The organism is Atribacteraceae bacterium (assembly GCA_035477455.1).
In the GTDB taxonomy this organism is placed as follows: domain Bacteria; phylum Atribacterota; class Atribacteria; order Atribacterales; family Atribacteraceae; genus DATIKP01.
Genome location: DATIKP010000166.1, coordinates 1 through 18,684 on the forward strand (window position 1 = coordinate 1; position 18,684 = coordinate 18,684).

At 50.5% G+C, this 18,684-nt stretch carries 13 protein-coding genes and 1 pseudogene; 13 read left to right on the forward strand and 1 reads right to left on the reverse strand.

Annotation, left to right across the window (positions count from 1 at the left end; genetic code table 11):
• Positions 1-65 precede the first annotated feature (65 nt).
• From VLH40_09920 to VLH40_09945, 6 genes are all read left to right on the forward strand, one after another.
• Positions 66-1,394: an ISNCY family transposase gene (locus VLH40_09920; GenBank protein HSV32318.1), complete on the forward strand. Its 1,329-nt coding sequence runs from the start codon at positions 66-68 to the stop codon at positions 1,392-1,394.
• Positions 1,395-2,012: 618 nt separating this feature from the next.
• Positions 2,013-3,071 carry a LacI family DNA-binding transcriptional regulator gene (locus tag VLH40_09925; protein HSV32319.1) on the forward strand — a complete coding sequence of 353 codons (1,059 nt, stop codon included), beginning with the start codon at positions 2,013-2,015 and terminating at the stop codon, positions 3,069-3,071.
• 105 nt (positions 3,072-3,176) lie between these two features.
• The gene (locus VLH40_09930; GenBank protein ID HSV32320.1) at positions 3,177-4,508 is read left to right on the forward strand and encodes an ABC transporter substrate-binding protein; all 1,332 of its coding nucleotides are present in this window, start codon (positions 3,177-3,179) and stop codon (positions 4,506-4,508) included.
• A gap of 74 nt (positions 4,509-4,582) precedes the next feature.
• Positions 4,583-5,452, forward strand: a complete 870-nt coding sequence (locus VLH40_09935; GenBank protein HSV32321.1) for a sugar ABC transporter permease — start codon at positions 4,583-4,585, stop codon at positions 5,450-5,452.
• A gap of 5 nt (positions 5,453-5,457) precedes the next feature.
• Complete coding sequence (locus VLH40_09940; GenBank protein ID HSV32322.1) at positions 5,458-6,279, forward strand: carbohydrate ABC transporter permease; 822 nt, start codon at positions 5,458-5,460, stop codon at positions 6,277-6,279.
• 20 nt (positions 6,280-6,299) lie between these two features.
• Positions 6,300-8,315, forward strand: a complete 2,016-nt coding sequence (locus VLH40_09945; protein ID HSV32323.1) for a TIM-barrel domain-containing protein — start codon at positions 6,300-6,302, stop codon at positions 8,313-8,315.
• A 350-nt stretch (positions 8,316-8,665) separates the two neighbouring features.
• Here VLH40_09945 and VLH40_09950 read toward each other — a convergent pair.
• Positions 8,666-8,898, reverse strand: a pseudogene (locus tag VLH40_09950) (IS256 family transposase).
• Positions 8,899-9,149: 251 nt separating this feature from the next.
• On the opposite strand from VLH40_09950, the gene VLH40_09955 reads away from it, so the two are divergent.
• The 7 genes from VLH40_09955 to VLH40_09985 all read left to right on the forward strand — a co-directional run bounded on the left by VLH40_09955 (position 9,150) and on the right by VLH40_09985 (position 18,433).
• Positions 9,150-10,205 carry a LacI family DNA-binding transcriptional regulator gene (locus tag VLH40_09955; GenBank protein HSV32324.1) on the forward strand — a complete coding sequence of 352 codons (1,056 nt, stop codon included), beginning with the start codon at positions 9,150-9,152 and terminating at the stop codon, positions 10,203-10,205.
• 136 nt (positions 10,206-10,341) lie between these two features.
• Positions 10,342-12,240, forward strand: coding sequence for an ABC transporter substrate-binding protein (locus tag VLH40_09960; protein ID HSV32325.1), 1,899 nt, complete (start codon positions 10,342-10,344; stop codon positions 12,238-12,240).
• Between the two features lie 63 nt (positions 12,241-12,303).
• The gene (locus VLH40_09965) at positions 12,304-13,308 is read left to right on the forward strand and encodes an ABC transporter permease (protein HSV32326.1); all 1,005 of its coding nucleotides are present in this window, start codon (positions 12,304-12,306) and stop codon (positions 13,306-13,308) included.
• A gap of 136 nt (positions 13,309-13,444) precedes the next feature.
• On the forward strand, positions 13,445-14,173 hold the full coding sequence (locus VLH40_09970; protein ID HSV32327.1) for an ABC transporter permease: 729 nt from the start codon (positions 13,445-13,447) through the stop codon (positions 14,171-14,173).
• Positions 14,170-15,159, forward strand: coding sequence for an ABC transporter ATP-binding protein (locus VLH40_09975; GenBank protein HSV32328.1), 990 nt, complete (start codon positions 14,170-14,172; stop codon positions 15,157-15,159). The genes VLH40_09970 and VLH40_09975 overlap by 4 nt, the downstream gene beginning before the upstream one ends.
• A gap of 1 nt (position 15,160) precedes the next feature.
• The gene (locus VLH40_09980; GenBank protein ID HSV32329.1) at positions 15,161-16,114 is read left to right on the forward strand and encodes an ABC transporter ATP-binding protein; all 954 of its coding nucleotides are present in this window, start codon (positions 15,161-15,163) and stop codon (positions 16,112-16,114) included.
• 45 nt (positions 16,115-16,159) lie between these two features.
• Positions 16,160-18,433, forward strand: coding sequence for a glycoside hydrolase family 3 N-terminal domain-containing protein (locus VLH40_09985; GenBank protein HSV32330.1), 2,274 nt, complete (start codon positions 16,160-16,162; stop codon positions 18,431-18,433).
• Positions 18,434-18,684: the final 251 nt, after the last annotated feature.

Sequence of the window (18,684 nt, forward strand, 5' to 3'; positions counted from 1 at the left end):
TAAAAATGTCCTCTTGCTGAAAACAAGGTATAAAGGGGGTACCCTCACAAGAAGGAGGCCCCCACATGGCAGGAGGAGGACTGTTAGCATTGAGCAGGCAGGAAAGGACCCGGCTGGTCATCCTGGCCAGGGTGCAGGAAAAGAAGATGACCATCAGGGATGCCTCCCGGATTCTGGGGATCAGTTACCGGCACACCCGGAGAATAGTCAAACGCTACCGGGAAGAGGGCGATGCGGGTCTCATCCACCGCCGCCGCGGCCAGCCCTCCCCCCGGGCCAAACCTTTGGCGTTCAAGCAAAAGGTGTTGGACTTCTATCAGAAACAGTATGCGGGGTTTGGACCCACCCTGGCGGCCGAGAAGCTGACCGAGGAGGACCACTGCCCCATTGATCATGAGACCCTGCGGCGCTGGCTGCTGGCCCAGGGTCTGTGGAAGAGAACCAGAAAGAGCCCCCAACACCGGCAGAGGAGAATGCGCAAGGAGCATTTCGGAGAACTGGTCCAGCTGGACGGGAGCCACCATGACTGGTTTGAAAACCGGGAAAAAGCATGCCTGATGGACCTCACCGATGACGCCACCGGAAAGACCCTGGGCCACCTGGAACATGAGGAGACCACCAGGGGAGCTATGCTCGCCCTGTGGTCCTGGATCCTCCGCTACGGGATTCCCCGTGCCCTGTACGTCGACTGGAAGAACGTCTACCTCACCGACCGGGAACCCACCCTGGATGAGCAGCTCGCCGGCGCGGTTCCCCTCACCCAGTTCGGCCGGGCTTGTCAGAAGCTGGATATTACCATCATCCCGGCCTCTTCTCCCCAGGCCAAGGGCAGGGTGGAACGTAAACACGGGGTGTACCAGGACCGCCTGGTGAAGGAATTCCGCCTGCGGGGAGTGAAGGACATCGAGGCAGCCAACCGTCTCCTCCCCGCCTTTGCCGATACGCTCAACGCCAGGTTCGCCAAAGCGCCCGGAAGCCCGGTGGATTACCACCGCCCGCTCCCCCCGGATTGTGACCTCACCACGATCTTCTGCCTGGAAGAAGAACGCACGGTGAGTAACGACTGGGTGGTCCGCTACCACAACCGCCTCTTCCAGGTTCTCCCCCAGTCGTGGCGCCCTCCGGCCAAACAGCGCCTGACCGTCCAGGAACAGCTCGATGGGACCATCCACCTGGTCTACCGGGGGAAAGAGGTGAAGTGTACCGAGATAACCCAACGACCTACCACAGCTGAGCCTGGGCCGCTCCAGGGGCAAAAAGGCATACCCCATACGGGACATGTCCCCCCTCCCGATCATCCCTGGAGGAAACAGCGTCTCTTGGTTCCCCGGCGTAAGAAACCGGCAGAGAAGACCACTCCTGTGGAGATGGGGACAACTCAACCAACGAATTGACCCCATCTCCACAGTCCGGCGACGAAGGATCTGTATGATACCTGATAAAAGGTGACGTTCAAGAGGACATTTTAAAAGAGTGAAAAAGGAGGACATTTTAAAAGAGTCTTGACAGTAGGTCGCACAGGCAGGAGGACTGTTACCGCTAAGTGCGCAGGAAGGGACCCCCCTGGTCATATCTGACCAGGGTCCCGGAAAAGACCATGACACCCCGTCGCAAGAAGGATACTGAACAGACGGCTACGGAAAACATGTATGATTCTATAGAAGAGGGGTCTCAAGGGGACATTTTAAAAGAGTCTTGACAACAACCCACCATTGATTTTGCTGCAAAAACTCATTTCAGCAAGGCCCCGTTGCCATCAGCAACGCCTCATCTGGCATTTTCTCACACGCATCAATGACCACGTCCGGTTGCAGTGCTGCTGAAAAGACCATCCCTGGCCTTTTTGCTGCGAAAATGCGGTGATTTCGGCGGCTGATTCAGGCAGCTCAGGCCCAGGCTTCCTTCGTTCTTTTGCAGCAAAATTACTTATTGCAGTGGAATCACCATTACTTGACTTTTGAGTTTTTCTTTTTTACAATCTCCTTAACCGATTTACTAAACCGGTTAAGGAGATGGTCTTGCTGACAATTTCTGAAATCGCGTTTTTGGCTGGAGTATCAAAGGCTACGGTGTCCAATGTACTCAATGAACGGACAAAACAAGTCAGTCCGAAGACCCGGCAAAGGATTGAGACGATTATTAAAGAAAATGGATATGTCCCAAGACACTCAGCCCGGAGCCTCAAAACCAATCGGACCAAAACACTGGGCCTTCTCTTCCCCCATCTTCCAGCCGCCTTTTTTACCAATACCTTTTTCTTTCCCGGTTTCCTTACCGGAGTAGCCAAGGCTTGTGAAAAATTCAGTTACCAGCTTATTATCACCACCAGCTCGAAAAGCTGTGACACCAGTTTTCACTACGAATCCCTGGTCCAAAGTAAAAGCGTTGATGGCTTGATCGTAAGCGAAATATTTATTGATGATCAGCGTTTTTCCGTACTCGAGCAATTTGATATCCCATTCGTAAGTATTGGAAAACCCGAAGGAAGAGATATAAACAATATCAGCTGGGTCGATCATGATCAGGAGCAAGTGGCTTACCAGGCGGTAAGATATCTGATAGATTTAGGACATCGGGACATTTTATTTTTGGGCCTCTCGCCTTCCAGGGTGTTTACCAAACAGCGACTCGAGGGGTACAAAAGGGCTCTGATGGACTCCAAAATTCCTTTTCAAGAAGACTTGATTATCTGTGAAGAGATCACGAAGGGCGAAGTCAAAAAAGCTTTAAGCCGGCCTCTAAACAAAGGGGTAGATTTTTCGGCCATCTTCGTTATTTCCGAACCCCTGGTCCTGGAATCCATGAAAGCCTTGAAGGAATTGGGACTGCGCGTATCCCGGGATATTTCTTTTCTGGCTAATATCGAAACCGATAATTATCTTTATTATGTGCCCCCTCTTACCGGTATAAAAATTAAAACCGAGGAGCTGGGGTTCGAAACGGCCAAGCTTCTCGTGCAGATCATCGAGGGGGAGATCAGAAAACCGGTTGGAAAATTTTTGGAGGCTGACTTCGTCGAAGGCGCATCTTGTTCTTCGGCTTTATTTCATAAAAAGGGGGAGGTGATATAAAGACGTATTATTGTATGCTGAGTAGATTGTTGGTTTCTCAGTATCGTGTTGTGGTGAACGATGAATAATGATTCTTCAATAAGTTGAAAAAGGAGGGCATTCCTCATGAGTAAATACTTAAAGTCTATTATAGCGGTGGTCTTCGTTGTCGCCTTAATGTTGAATGGAATCTCCCTGGCATTGGCTCAGGAACAGATAACCATCACCATTCAGGACTATTTCGATCCCGGAAGCGGGATGGCAAGGTTTGTAGGTAGAGTAGCTCAGGAATTCGAGGAAAAGTATCCCCATGTACAAATAAACCATGTCTACATCCCCTTTGCCGAACTACTTCCTACCATTCTCCGGCAAGCTGTCACCGGAACCTTACCGGAAATGATCATGGCCGATAACCCTTGGATTCCCTCCCTCATTGCGGCGGGAGTATACAAGGATATTTCACCGCAGATGAGAGAATGGGGTTGGGAAAACTGGGAAGACTTCTTCCCGGGACATCGCGCACTCACCAGCGTTGACGATCAGATCTACGCTTTGCAGATAACTACAAATAACCTGGCCCTCTGGTACCGCCGGAATCTTTTAGATAAAGCCGGCGTTGCCGATCCTCCAGCGACTTGGGATGAACTCAGAATGGTCAGTGAGAAAATCAAGGAAGCTACCGGCGTATACAGTCTGGGTTTCTGCGCTACAGCTTCTGAAGAAGGATCCTGGCAGTTCCAACCTTTCCTATGGAGCAATAGAGGGAGCCTTCTCGAGCTTGATCAGCCGGAGGCGATCGAGGCCTTACAACTGTTGACCGACCTGGTGGAGGGTGGATATACGCCCAGAGATGTGGTGACCGTTGCCGGTCAGGGAGACGTGACCCAGTGGTTCATGGCCGAAGAGGTAGCCATGATGATCAATGGGAACTGGGAATTCGGTTGGCATCTCACCCCGGATGTTCTGGAAGAACTTGGTGACGTAGAAGTGGCCCCTATCCCAGTGCCCCGGGAAGGAATGCGACCTATTACTCCTTTCGGTGGAGAGGCTTACGGGATCGGAGCGGGTATCGCTCCGGAGAAATTGGACATCACCTGGGAGATTCTCCAGCGCTTGGCTTCACCCGAGGGAATGCTCCAAGCCAACATCGAGCATGGAGGGCTTCCCACCCGAGCCTCAGTTGCCGAAATAATCCGGGAACAAAGACCCGCTTTGGCGCCATTCCTGGCCCAGGCGCCTTACGCGCTTCCCCGTCCCATGGTCGGTGGCGTAGAGAAGTACCCCGATGTTTCCTCCACCTTATGGACAGCGATACAAAAAGCTCTTACCGGTATAGCGACACCTGAAGAAGCATTGACGGAGGCGGCGCAAACCATTAGGGGACTCTTTACACCGGAAGAGTACGAATATTATAAGCAAATGGCCCGGGATCTCATTTCGGCCGCATTGGGACAATAAAAAACCAACCATACGAGGGGGACCAAAGTCCCCCTCGTATTACTAATGAGATCAAAAAGAGGAGAATCTTATAGATGAAAGCAAATTTCAAAGTCTACCTCTTTCTCCTTCCTGCCCTGTTATACGTTCTTTTATTCAGCATGTATCCCCTGATATACAATGTCTACTTGAGCCTGCAGGATGTTACTTTCACCACCTTCATCCAGGGTACCGCTCAGTACACCGGTTTGGAAAATTATAGAGCATTGTTGGATAATCCCACGTTCCAGAGGACGTTTACCAATACGCTTATATTTACCTTTCTTTCCATTTTCTTTCAGTTCCTTATCGGTTTCCTGCTCTCACTCCTCTTCAATCGGTCGTTCCCACTTAAAGGTATTTTACAAAGTCTGATCATGGTCCCCTGGGTTTTGCCCATCATCGTGAGCGGGTCTTTCTGCCGGTGGTTTTTCAGCGATAAAGGCATGTTCAACGGCTTTCTTCTCTTCCTGGGAATCATAGCCAGACCCATCCCCTGGATAACCAGCGGTCATTTACCGATATACTCTGTCACCTTGGCCAACATCTGGCTGGGAATTCCCTTCAATTTTGTCCTTCTCTATACCGGCTTAAGGGGAATACCGCTGGAATTTTTCGAAAGTGCTGAAATCGACGGGGCCAGCGGATATCAAAAAATCCGATATGTGATTCTTCCCCTCCTGAAACCGGTGATGATCGCCACCCTTACCTTGGGGAGTATTTTTACGGTAAAAGTATTTGATTTGGTTTGGATCATCACCATGGGAGGACCGGCTGGCGTCTCGCATCTTTTCAGTACGTTTTCTTACTTCCTGGCTTTCAGTCGTTTCGACTTCGGTCAGGCTTCTGGCGTACTGGTGATCATGCTTATCATAGTGGTGGCTCTCACCGCTATTCTTAACCTCTCCCGGGCCGAGGAGGTATAACGCTCTTGAAAAAATCTTTTAAAAGATGGCGTTGGACCGTAGCTGCTCTTATCCCTACAGTAATCATCGTCATGCCGCTGTATTTCATCGCGATCGGTGGATTTCAGACCGTTTCGGAAATCTTCGAAAGACCACCAAATCTTTTTCCACCCAATCCCACCTTCGCTTACTATAGAGATGCTTTGACGACGCTCCTGCCTTATCTCAGAAACAGTGTGATCATATCCTTGGGAACCCTGTTCTTCACCCTGGGTTTTTCTCTCTCTTCCGCTTTTGCCCTGGCCAAATTCCGCTTTCCCCTAAGAAAGCCCGTTTCTTTTTTGCTGGCTTTTGCCCAGGTCCTTCCGGCGACCGCCGTCATCATTCCTCTTTTTCTGCTCTTCAGCCGGATCGGCCTGATCAATAACTTCATGGGAGCTATCATGGGAATCTCTGTTTTCACCATTCCCTTTGCCACCATCATCTTATACGCTTACATGCAGTCAATACCCACCGGCTTGATGGAAGCAGCGTTTATCGACGGGGCGGGTTTATTCAGAATTTTCTGGCGAATCATCGTTCCTTTAGCCAGCCCGGCTATAGCCACAGTGAGCACCCTCACTCTGATCCTGGGCTGGGGGGATTTTATTTTTTCTCTTTCCTTTCTTCAAGACCGCACCCTTCAACCCATGGGTATCGGTCTGTACCGTTTCATAGGCCAATTCGGCGTGCGATGGAACATGCTCATGGCCGGAAGCATGATCTTTTCCATCCCGCCTCTTATCGTCGCCTTGGTGGCTGGCCGGGCCATTGTCGCCGGGCTGACCGCCGGTGCCTTCAAAGAATAACAGGAAGAGGTGAAAAACCGATGATGACCTTCAGCCAGGAAAAAGGTAGACTCATCGTGCGGGGAGGAGGAGAAATAATTTGGATCGAACCGTTCGGGGCCAATTGTCTGCGCTTCCGGTCCACTGTCCTCGCAACCATTGAAGAAAGGGATTGGACGCTTCTTCCCCAATCGGAAGTCCAATCCCAAATTCTTATTGAATCCGGTCAGGCAAGGATCAGCAATGGAAACATCCAGGCTCAAATCGACGAACACGGGAGCGTTCGATATTCCAACCGTGCCGGACAACCTATCTTGGAGGAACTGTGGATCGACGGCCGGGTTCGAAACGCGGACCTTCTCAAGGCCAGAAATTACAAGTCCAGGAAAAGCGATTTGCACCAGATCGAACTCTATTTCAGAGCTTTTGAAGATGAGCGCTTTTACGGTATGGGACAGTACGCCAATGACTGCCTCAACCTGAAGGGCTGCGCCTTGGAACTGGCCCAGAAAAATACCCAGATCAGCATTCCCTTTGTGGTCTCCACCCGCGGCTACGGTTTCATCTGGAACAACCCCTCGGTGGGAAGAGCCGAACTGGTTCGTAATCATACCTTGTGGTTTGCTGAAGCGACGTCGCAAATCGACTACTTAGTGATTTGCGAAGATACCCCGGCAGACATTGTTAGAAGGTACACAAATATAACCGGAAAAACCCCGCTGCTTCCCGAATGGGCGGCTGGCTTCTGGCAGTGTAAACTAAGGTACCGCTCCCAGGGAGAACTCTTAGACGTGGCCCGGGAGTATAAACGAAGAGGATTACCGCTTTCGGTCATAGTAGTAGATTTCTTCCACTGGCCGAAACAGGGGGATTGGAGATTCGATCTAGAATACTGGCCGGACCCCCGGGCCATGGTGCAGGAACTTGCGGATGCGGGCATCAAAACGGTGGTCTCCATCTGGCCCACCGTAGACGTGGAAAGCGAAAACTATCCAGAGATGGCCCACCAAGGCCTACTAATGCGGACCGAACGAGGAGTCCCGGTTGTTTTCACATTCCGGGGAATGACCACCTACTTTGACTCCACCAATCCTGAGGCTCGTTCTTTTATTTGGCAAAAAGCCAAGGAGAATTACTACCGTTACGGCATCCGCATGTTCTGGTTGGACGAGGCGGAACCGGAAATGGGTAGCCATGGATTCGAATACCCTAATGTATTGGCCTATGATTATGATAATATACGCTACTCCTTGGGTAACGGTCTGGAAGTAAGTAATATCTATCCATTTTATTACGCCCAAGCCTTCTATGAAGGGATGAAATCAGAAGGAGAAAGTGAAATCGCCAATCTCATCCGTTGTGCCTGGCTGGGAAGCCAACGTTTCGGAGTGGTGATCTGGTCGGGAGATATCCCCTCCACTTATGATTCGCTTCGGAAACAGGTTAAGACCGGATTGAACATGGCTATGTGCGGCATTCCCTGGTGGACCACCGACATCGGAGGTTTTTACGGGGGAGATCCCGCCGACCCCTCCTTCCAGGAATTGATGGTTCGCTGGTTTCAGTTCGGTGTCTTCTGTCCCATTTTCCGACTGCATGGCTTCCGATTGCCTTACCCCAAAGACCCCAATAAATGTAGTGCATCTGAACTCACCGGAGGACCCAACGAGATCTGGTCATTCGGCGAAAAAGCCTACGAAATCATTAAAAAACTCCTTTTTCTGCGGGAAAGAATCAAGCCCTACATCATGCAGCAGATGAGACGGGCCCATGAAGATGGTACTCCCGTCATGCGTCCCTTGTTCTTCGATTTCCCCCACGACCCCGTGACTTTTGAAGTAGAGGACAGTTACCTATTTGGGCCCGATATCCTGGTTGCCCCGGTCACCGGTGAGGGAGTAAGGGCGAGGAAAGTCTACCTTCCGCAAGGCACCCAATGGACGGAAGTCCAGAGCGAAAAGAACCATCAGGGCGGGCAATGGGTCGAAGTGGAGGCCCCATTAGAGGCTGTGCCTGTCTTTTTGCGTGATGGAGCACAAGTCCTGATCAAAGGGTAATCTCGTCTTGATTGTACTCAATGGCTCTATGTGAGGGAAAACCTCATACCAAAACACTTGCCAGTAGTGGTCTTATCGAAAAGATACGCCTCTTTGATCTCAGGGAGGGACGTTCTGCAGTGCGGTCAGACGAAACAACCTCCCTTGAGGCCTATATGCGCTAACTTAAAGCATTGAATTTCCAGGACTTTTAAGATCATCATGGTCATCATACCCTATAACAGGAGGGATGAGCATGGACCACCGGAACCCTTTATTCAGACGGAGAACTGGAGCGTCCTAACGTCCTTTCTACCTAAGGGCTGGCAGAAACAGGCCCGGAGTTAATATCACATGTTGGGTATGACCCATCAGGCGGCGTCCACATTCTGGCGAATTCCCTCAACGAATATAACTCCTTCTGCTACTTCTGCTAACCTTGGAACTCCCTTCAGTCTTCTCCATCGTTTCCCGGCACTGAGAAAGAGCTTAAGAACCATACTGAGAATGGTTACTCGTGACCCGCAGTTCTTGGTCTTGTCTGTTCGCAACCTGACGATAGCTCATGAGTGGATTTTACCGGGTGGGTAGTGCGCAGGTGGACCTGCCCGCGCGCCCGCCTGCGCGCAACGCGCGGGCAGGTTACACGCTAGACAGGTCATGGCGTATCCTCCCTTTGGGGAGCGAGGTGATTTCTTCATAGGAACTTCACCTTAGGATACGCCACCGGTTTTTATTTGGCTATACACAACTTTTGAGTGTAGCTCTCTTTTAGATGAGGCAATTCGCCTCTTGACAACGGCTTACCCCTCCAGTACAATGCGATAAAAATATCTAAAACGTTTTAAAAACACTATGGCGATAACCCTGAAAGATGTATCTAAATTAGCCGGAGTTTCCCCTGCCACGGTATCTTTGGTATTGAACAATCAAAAGGGAATCTCCGAAAAAACGAAAAAAAAGGTTTTAGAGGCTGCAGATAAACTTGGTTACCGGCCTAATATCTTGGCTCGTAACCTGATCAAGGGCAAGACCAATACGTTACTTCTATGTGCCTTCATCAAGGAGCAAAGCAAACTCTCCACTTTTTATGGTGGTCTCATCAACAGTCTGCTCACCGCAGTATCCTTGCAAGACTATTATCTCCAGATGGCGGTCAAGGGAGAATTTTTTAACGGCTACCCCCTGGATAAAAGAAAAGCCCTGTTGGATATTGCCCGCAACTGCCTTTTTGAAGGACTGATAATTCTCTCTCACTGGCCTATACATTATTCCGAAGCAAGCGATCTGGTAAATGAGCAATTTCCATTTGTCATCGTTAACCAGAGACTGGAGGGGGAAGGGGTAAGCTTTGTAGACATCGACCACTACGGTGGATCAAAAGAAGTCATCACCTATCTCATCAAGGAGGGGCATCACCGGATCGCCCATATCCGAGGTCCGAAAGAACACCGCCATGCGGAAGAACGTTACCGGGCCTACGTGGATACTCTGCTCGAACATGGTATTCCTCTGAAAAAGGATTACATCGTGGAAGGAAATTTTCGGCGGGTCAGCGGCCGGACGGCCATGGAGAAGATTCTGGAACTCAAGCCCCTACCGACCGCCGTTTTTGCCGCCAACGACAAAATGGCCATCGGAGCGCTACAGGTAACCAAGGAAAGAAGTCTTTCCACCTTACGGAGAATAACCATTGTTGGATTTGACGGCATTGAAGCCGTCAAGTACACCGATCCTCCGATCCCCACAGTGGAACAACCCCTGGAGGAACTGGGGAGTGTCGCGGCCAACGTGCTTATAGATAGAATCAAAGGGGGTGATGTGCAAAAGATTGTTTTACCGTGTTTCTTGATGAAGTGGGACGGCTTGAATTGGATTAAGCTGGACAACAGAGGTGGTACTACTCTCTGAGCCGGACGCTGAGAAGAGTTTTCAGAAAATCTACAGCAACGCCGGAGAAAAACCCGATGAAATCATCATAACCGCCTTGTGATTCCTTAAGGAACCAGGACAAACTTTTTTTAATAACTTGAAGGAGGAAAAGATCATGAAGCTTAATTGGGGAAATATAGTACTTACGGCCTTGTTGTTAATCGTTACCGTGTCCATAACCGCTTTTGCCCAACTTCCTGGAGGAATCCCCCGGGAGGAGACCCTGATAGTCGACAAGTTGACCGGGCGGGCAGGCATGCCGGATAACTTTAACCTCTGGGCGGGTTGGAGAAATCAGGATCGAGGTTTGCAGCAGCTACTTCTTGAACCACTGTGGACAGTTGACTACGCCACCGGTGAGATTATCCCTGGCTTGGCGGATGGCCCCCCCGTATACAGCGAGGATTTAATGCAGATGACCATCAACTTACGCGAGGGAGTCTACTGGAATGACGGGGTTCCCTTCACTGCCGATGATGTCGTATACACCATTGAACTCTTGAAGGCTACCCCGGGGATGCCCTACCATGGTACGATGGCCGAATTTGTAGAAAGTGTCAGCAAAACAGACGACCATACCGTCGTTGTTGATCTAACCCTACCCAGCACCAGGTTCCACGCGCATTTCCTGGACCGGTGGGGTTGCCTGCGCATCCTGCCCAAACACATCTTCGAGAATGTCGAAGACCCTATGGCTTTCGAATTCAATCCCCCGATTGGTCCGGGGCCATATACACTTCTTGATTACGACCCGGCGGGTTTCTGGACCCTGTGGGAACGAAGGGAAGATTGGGACAGATCTCCGACGGGAATACTTTATGGAAAACCGCAACCGCGATATGTGTTGTTCCAGTGGTTCGAAAGTGAAGAGGGTAAAATTCTCGCCCAGCTCCGCAACGAACTGGATATGGCGCAACACACCGAGGAAGGGCTGCGCGTCATCCTGGAAAGAAGCGACACCGCGAGAGCCTGGCGGAGAGATTGGCCCTGGGTGGTTAACATCGATCCATGTATCACCGGCGTTCTGTTCAACAATAAAGTGGAGCCTTACGATAATAAAGATGTGCGGTGGGCGTTAGTTTTGGCTATAGACATCGTTGAATACATGGCAATTGCTACCGACTTTACTGCTCCTGTGAGCCCGATTCACCTCCCCCCGGTTCCCGCTTATGTAGAACATTTTTTTATACCCATGCAAGAGTGGTTGAAGGAATTCGAACTCGACTTGGGTAACGGAGAGACTTTCAAGCCCTATGATCCTGACGTTCCACAAAAGATCGCTGCAGGGGCCAAAGAAAGAGGGCTTCCGGTACCGGAAGATCCCGCCGCTATTCAGGATATCTTTGGTATGGGATGGTGGAAACACGCTCCTGATGCCGCCGAAAAATTACTGTTAAAGAACGGTTTCTCCAGGGACGAAAACGGGCAATGGCTACTGCCCGATGGTTCGCCCTGGACAATTGCTATTGTTGCAAATCCTGCGCCCGCGCATCACTCCTTTAAAAACGCGATAGCCCTCGCTGAGCAGTGGAGGAATTTCGGAATCGATGCCACGGTCAACGCGACCGAGGCCTTCGATACCCTGGTTCTCAACGGGGAATTTTCGGTTTCTACTCAATGGCCTGCCGCTGAACCCTGGGGTGCGGGAGTAGACCTGATACGAACTTTTGACCCCTGGCATTCACGGCTTCTCACTCCTATTGGAGTACCTGTAGCGCTTGGTCCTGGCGGTGGGGGACGCTGGTCTGATCCCCGGTTGGATGAGATTATTGAAACAATGGAGATTACCGACTCTGTTGCTGAGGAGGAAGCCACTGTTGCCCTTGGTATCGAGGCTTTGAAGATCTTAATCGAAGAGATGCCCAGCATCCCGACCTACGGATACACCGGACCTGTCGCATGGGATGAGGCTTACTGGACCAACTTTCCGGGAGCCGAAAACCTCTACAGCCAACCCTATCACCATTGGCCGAACTTCAAATACATGCTTCCGTTCCTGCAGAAAGTCAACTGAGCCAGTTGATTACCGAGACTTCCTGGCGGATATCCGCCAGGAAGTCTTTTCAAGGGGGTTACTATGAGATTTGTGAAAGAATATCTTTTTCCAAGGTTAATTCAATATGTAGCGGTCGTTTTCAGCGGGATTACCGCCGCGTTCTTAATCCCCCGCCTGGCCGGCCAGGATCCTGTTTTGGAGCTAATCGCTGAAATCCAAGCTACGGGTGCTTCTTTAGATGTCGCCGCGGTCAGAAGCCTGATGGAAACTCTCAGAGAACTCTATGGATTGGAGGGCACTCTTTTTGAGCAATATGTGGCCATGTGGCAACGGGTTTTCACTTTTGATTTCGGTCCTTCTTTTTTCCAGTTTCCCACACCGGTAGTCGATTTACTTAGGATATATCTTCCCTGGACCATCGGCCTGTTTGTTACCACGACAATCCTCGCATGGATTTTAGGAAATGTCATGGGAGGGGTGGCGGGGTACTTTTCCCATAAGCGCTGGTCGAAGATTTTGGATGCTCTCATTATGGTGGTTCGACCGATTCCTCATTATATATTCGGCATTCTGATCCTTATCCTCTTCGCTTATGTCTGGCGGCTTTTTCCTGCCGGAGGGCTCATGCTGGGAAGAAGAGCGGTTTTTGATCTCAATTTTATTCTCACCGTGCTACGCCATTCTTTTCTGCCGGCGTTGACCTTGTTGATTCTTGGTGGTGCAATCTGGTTTCAACAGATGAAACTCCTGGTTCAAAACGTAAAGAGAGAGGACTTTGTGCAATATGCACATACCGGAGGAGTTAAAGAATCGCGTATTATACCCCGCTATGTTTTACGGAATGCCATGTTGCCCCAAATCACCCAACTTACTCTTGCCCTGGGGCAGGTTTTCAGCGGTGTATTGATCGTTGAAATGGTATATTCCTATCCGGGAATGGGCCTTTTACTGTACCGAGCGGTAACCCGCGGTGATTTCAACCTGGTCATGGGGATTACGGTTCTTTCTATCCTGACCATTACCACAGCGGTTTTCATAATGGATTTGTTATATCCGTTGTTCGATCCGCGAATCCGGCATAGATAGGCGGTGACCTATGGAGGCATTGAGAGATCTTTTCAAGGATTACAGGTTTGCCATAGGTTTTTTTCTTTTATTCATACTCATTTTTTTAGTTGCCGCTTCTCTGTTTTCACCTTATGATCCCATTAGATGGCGCCAGGTGCCCCGCGATAGGGCTCCGTCATGGCCCCACATTCTGGGAACCAATTCCAAAGGCCAGGACGTTTTTTGGGAAGCAACCTTCGCCACCCGTAACTCCCTCATTATCGCGATCATCGCCGGCTTGCTTTCCAGGATTATCGCGGTCCTGGTCGGATTTGTCGCCGGATATAAGGGAGGAGTTTCCGATAGAATCCTGATGGGTCTTACCGACGGCCTTTTGGTCATTCCCTTGTTTTTAATTCTGGTCATGGTAGCTATGTTGTTGCGGGAAGCCATGACCCTGGTCAATACCGGGCTACTTTTGGCCTTTTTTGGATGGGCCTGGGACGCTCGGACCATCCGTTCACAGATCTTGAGCCTTCGTGAGCGGGAGTTCACCCAAACATCCCTTCTTTCAGGAAACGGTACCCTGCCCCTGGTAACCAAGGAATATCTCCCCTTTGCCACGCCCCTCATTTTTTCCACCTTGATCAACAACATCGCCTGGGCCATCGGTATGGAAGTCGTCCTTGCGATTCTCGGACTCGTCCGTTTGGAGATTCCCACTCTGGGAACCACCATTCAATGGGCCATTACCTACCAGGCCGTTCTTTTAGGCCATTGGTGGTGGATACTCACCCCTGTCGTTTTAACCATTCTCCTGCTGGTTGCCCTTTACTGGCTCTCAGTAAGCGTGAGTGAGTACCTCGATCCCCGGATGCGAATACAAAGGATAGGAGCAAGATGAACCTCAACGGGGCACTTAAAACCGAACGTTTGAAGACTTTTTATGTCCTGGAGGCTCTGGGGAAAAAAAGAATAGTGAAAGCCGTCAATGGTGTTGACCTGCAAATCCCCGAAAATGAAGTATACGGTATTGCCGGGGAAAGCGGCTGCGGGAAAACGACCTTGCTCAAGGCGCTTTTTTCCGCTATCGAGCCCCCTCTGAAGCTCTACGAGGGAAGCGTGTATTATCTGATGAATGGAAAATACATCGATGCTCTCTCTCTCGGCAAGAGGGAAAAGCGGGAACTGCGTTGGACTTATATTTCCTACATTCCGCAAGGATCCATGAGTGTCTTCAACCCGGTCAAAAAGCTCAGGATCACTTATCTCGATTTTCTGGAAAGCCACGTGCGGGGGAAAGCAAAACGTGAACTGCTTTCTCTGACCTACCGCCACCTTGAGGACATCGGACTGTCTCCCCGCATCCTGGACGCCTACCCCCACCAGCTCTCAGGAGGTATGCGGCAGCGCATAGCCATCGCCTTGTCTACCCTGCTCAAACCCCGCATCGTCTTAGCCGATGAACCCACCACCGCTCTTGACGTGGTAGCCCAAAGAGCGGTCCTCCAACTCATGCGGGATATTCAACGAGAACTCCAAAACACCATCGTCCTGGTGACCCATGACATGGGCATACACGCCAACATCACGAGCAGGATGGCCATCATGTACGCCGGAAGAGTCGTCGAAGAAGGACCAACCGTGGAAATCTTCGCCCACCCTCTTCACCCTTACACCCAGTATCTTATCCAATCTCTACCTACCATAGGAGATAAAACCACCAGAAAAGCCGCCCCCGGCGCTCCTCCATCTCTACTCGATCCCCCACCCGGCTGCCTTTTCCACCCCCGTTGTACCCATGCGCATGACTCCTGTTCACGGGAAATACCGGAACTTATTCTTGCCAACACCAACCACCGAGTCGCTTGTCACTTAAGGAAGGAATAATATGTCCACCATTTTAGAAGCCCAAAATCTTACCAAGGTCTTTTTTTTCGGTGGTTTATTTTCCCGGCTCCGGATCACTGCGGTGGACCGGATCTCTCTGAATATTCAGTCGGCTGAAATTTTTACCCTGGCCGGGGAGAGCGGCTGTGGGAAAACCACCGCCGCCCGGATGATCATGGGTTTCGAATCCCCTACCTCCGGGGAGATAAAGTACCGGGATAAAAAGATGAATGAATTTCGGAACAGAAAGGCTTGGTTCAAAGAAGCACAGGCCGTTTTTCAAAATCCCTTTGAAACCTTTAATCCACTGCGTAAGGTGGAATGCTATTTCTTCGAGGCCATCCATAACTACCACCTGAGACAAAACGAGGATAAGGCTCAGGACATCATCGAAAAAAAGCTGCAAGCGGTGGGACTCTCTTTTCCGGAGATCGCTGGAAAGTACCCTGCTGAGCTCTCCGGGGGGCAGCTACAGCGGGCTTCTATCGCCCGCTCTCTCTTGACTGATCCATCCCTCTTGGTGGCCGATGAACCGGTGTCCATGGTGGATGCCTCTTTGCGTATGTCTATCGTTAATCTGTTCCGTCAATTGAGCGATAACGTCGGGGTAAGCGTGATTTATATCACTCACGATTTGGCTACCGCCTACTACATCAGTGACCGGATCGCCATCATGTTTCGGGGAAATATAGTGGAATCCGGACCGGTCGAGGAAGTGCTGGAGAAACCCAAACATCCCTACACCAAGCTTCTGATCGAATCCATACCCAAACCGAACCCCCAATTGGAGAAAGGAACTGATATAAAAATTCTGGAAGAGAAGGAAGAATACCTCAGAAAAGGATGTAAATTCGCCGGGAGATGTTCAGAGGTCATGGAAGTATGTAAAAAAACTTTTCCTGAAGATGTTGCCTTGGACAAAGTGTTGGTCAAGTGTCATAAGTACGTGAAATAAAACCGATAATGGAACCTTACAAAACTCACAGGGGAGGCTTGCTCTATGAACAATGGAATCAGTTTTGTGGATAATCTCCTATCCCGGATGACGCTTGAGGAGAAAGTCGCCCAACTAGGTGCTGTGCACGCCCATCACCTGGTTGAAAACGGGTGTTTTTCTCTGAGTAAGGCCCAATCTCTTCTCCATAATGGTATCGGGCAGATCACCAGATTGGCGGGAGATCCGGACATGGAACCCCGACCCGCCTCCGAAATAGGAAATGACATCCAGCGTTTCCTCAAGGAGAAAACCCGCCTGGGAATCCCAGCTATGATTCACGAAGAATGCCTGAGCGGTCTCACCGGAAGAGGAGCCACGGTTTTCCCCCAGGCCATCGGTATGGCCAGCACCTTCCATCCTGAGCTAATCGAAAAAATAACCGCAGTGATCAGAAAGCAAATCCGGGCCTTAGGTGGTCACCAAGGACTGGCCCCGGTCCTGGACATTCCCCGTGACCCTCGCTGGGGACGAACGGAAGAGACCTTCGGAGAAGATCCTTATCTGGTCTCCCGCCTGGCTGTAGCTTATATCCGGGGATTGCAGGGAGACGATCTCAAAACCGGGGTTATCGCCACCGCCAAACACTTTACTGCCTACGGCATCTCAGAAGGAGGAAGAAACCTGGCTCCCGGTCGGGTCGGGGAAAGAGAACTTCGGGAAGTATTCCTCTTCCCCTTTGAAGCCGCCATCAAAGAAGCCCGGGCGGGCTCGGTCATGAATGCTTATCATGATATCGACGGGATACCCTGCACCGCCTCTCACAACCTTCTCACTGAAGTGCTTCGTGAAGAATGGGGATTTTCGGGAATTGTAGTTTCCGATTATGAAGCGATTAGCATGCTCGAAACTTTCCACCGGGTGGCCCAGAATCCCAAAATTGCCGCTTGTCAGGCTTTAGAGGCCGGTATCGACGTCGAACTCCCGGATATCAAGTGTTATGGAGAGCCTCTCCTCGAGGCGATCCGGGAAGGCTTACTAAGCGAAGAGGTGCTCAACGAATCGGTACGGAGAATTCTTATCACAAAGTATCTACTGGGGCTTTTCGGTGATGAGATTTTTGTGCACCCAGAAAACGTTCTCTTTCTTTTGGATACCGAAGAAGATCGACACCTGAGCCGGGAGGTAGCCTGTGAGTCTTGCATTCTTCTGAAGAACGAGGGAGTTCTCCCCCTGAGGCGGGACCTCAAGAGTATCGCGGTCATCGGACCGAACGCCGCTGAGGGACTGCATCTACATGGGGACTACAGCTACTCGGTACACATTCCCAGCGTACAGGCTTGGAAAGGAAAAGAAGCGACATGGAAAGAAGTCGTGAAAACAGTCAACGTGCTGGAGGGTATCCAAAACAAACTTCCTAAAGCAGAATTGCTCTACGTTAAAGGTTGCGATCTGTCGGATCCTTCAAAGGCCGGCTTTGCTGAGGCTCTGGAAGCGGCAAGAAAGGCCGAGGTGATTGTAGCGGTGATGGGTGAGAAAAGTGGGCTTTTCCAGCAATCGATTTCCGGAGAAGGCAGTGACCGCTCAGACATCGGGCTTCCCGGCGTACAACAGGAACTCCTTAAAGAGCTTACAACCCTGGGAAAGCCGGTCGTTCTGGTGTTGATCAACGGAAGACCTCTCGCCCTCCAATGGGAAAACGAAAATATCTCCGCTATCATCGAAGCCTGGTATCCAGGAGAAGAAGGAGGAAACGCCATCGCCGATGTTTTATTCGGTGATTTCAATCCCGGCGGAAAATTACCAATTTCCTTTCCTAAGGAAGTAGGACAAATTCCCGTTTACTACAATCGGAAACGCTCCTCGTACAATGAGTACATCAGCATCGACGCCCGGGCGCTTTTCCCCTTTGGCCATGGTCTAAGCTATACCCGCTTCGAATACTCCGATCTCCACATTAAACCCTCCCTGGTCAAGTACTTGGAAAAAGTCGAGGTTCAATGCAAGCTTAAAAATGCCGGTGAACGCGCAGGAGATGAAGTGGTCCAGCTCTACATTCACGATCAGATTGCTTCCCTGACCAGACCGATAAAAGAACTGAAAGGCTTCCAGAAGGTACGCCTTACCTCGGGCGAAGAACGTTCTCTCACTTTTACCCTTTTTCCTGAACAACTCGCTTTCTACGACCAAAACATGCGCTTGATCGTTGAGCCGGGCATTTTCGAAGTGATGATTGGTTCTTCGTCAGAGGATATTAGGCTTACCGGAAGATTTGAAATTACCGAGGAAAAACTTCTGACCAAATTCCGGCGCTTTAAAAGCGAGATAACCATCCGCTGACTAAGGCGTCCTGAGAGAAAGAGGGAGCACAATCCCTGACCGATCCTTACCTCCCCAGGACATGGGAACGAGAAGGTTGCTTTCCCTGTCCTGGGTTTAATATAAGTTATTAAACGTATTTGGTTACAGCTTTCCACCCGATGTATTAGTTGCCTGTTCCGCTCGTTACCGATCACTTATTCCGGTGGTTACCGATCATCTGGGCCTGCTTGTAGCCTTTCTCGAATAGGGTCTTGACTGTCATTTGCGTG

Excerpts from the sequence above, each read along its gene's own strand:
- VLH40_09935 (HSV32321.1), top strand. The coding sequence starts at position 4,583 with ATGAAAGCAAATTTCAAAGTCTACCTCTTTCTCCTTCCTGCCCTGTTA.
- VLH40_09975 (HSV32328.1), top strand. The coding sequence starts at position 14,170 with ATGAACCTCAACGGGGCACTTAAAACCGAACGTTTGAAGACTTTTTAT.
- VLH40_09960 (HSV32325.1), top strand. The coding sequence starts at position 10,342 with ATGAAGCTTAATTGGGGAAATATAGTACTTACGGCCTTGTTGTTAATC.
- VLH40_09925 (HSV32319.1), top strand. The coding sequence starts at position 2,013 with ATGGTCTTGCTGACAATTTCTGAAATCGCGTTTTTGGCTGGAGTATCA.
- VLH40_09985 (HSV32330.1), top strand. The coding sequence starts at position 16,160 with ATGAACAATGGAATCAGTTTTGTGGATAATCTCCTATCCCGGATGACG.
- VLH40_09945 (HSV32323.1), top strand. The coding sequence starts at position 6,300 with ATGATGACCTTCAGCCAGGAAAAAGGTAGACTCATCGTGCGGGGAGGA.
- VLH40_09920 (HSV32318.1), top strand. The coding sequence starts at position 66 with ATGGCAGGAGGAGGACTGTTAGCATTGAGCAGGCAGGAAAGGACCCGG.
- VLH40_09980 (HSV32329.1), top strand. The coding sequence starts at position 15,161 with ATGTCCACCATTTTAGAAGCCCAAAATCTTACCAAGGTCTTTTTTTTC.
- VLH40_09965 (HSV32326.1), top strand. The coding sequence starts at position 12,304 with ATGAGATTTGTGAAAGAATATCTTTTTCCAAGGTTAATTCAATATGTA.
- VLH40_09955 (HSV32324.1), top strand. The coding sequence starts at position 9,150 with ATGGCGATAACCCTGAAAGATGTATCTAAATTAGCCGGAGTTTCCCCT.
- VLH40_09930 (HSV32320.1), top strand. The coding sequence starts at position 3,177 with ATGAGTAAATACTTAAAGTCTATTATAGCGGTGGTCTTCGTTGTCGCC.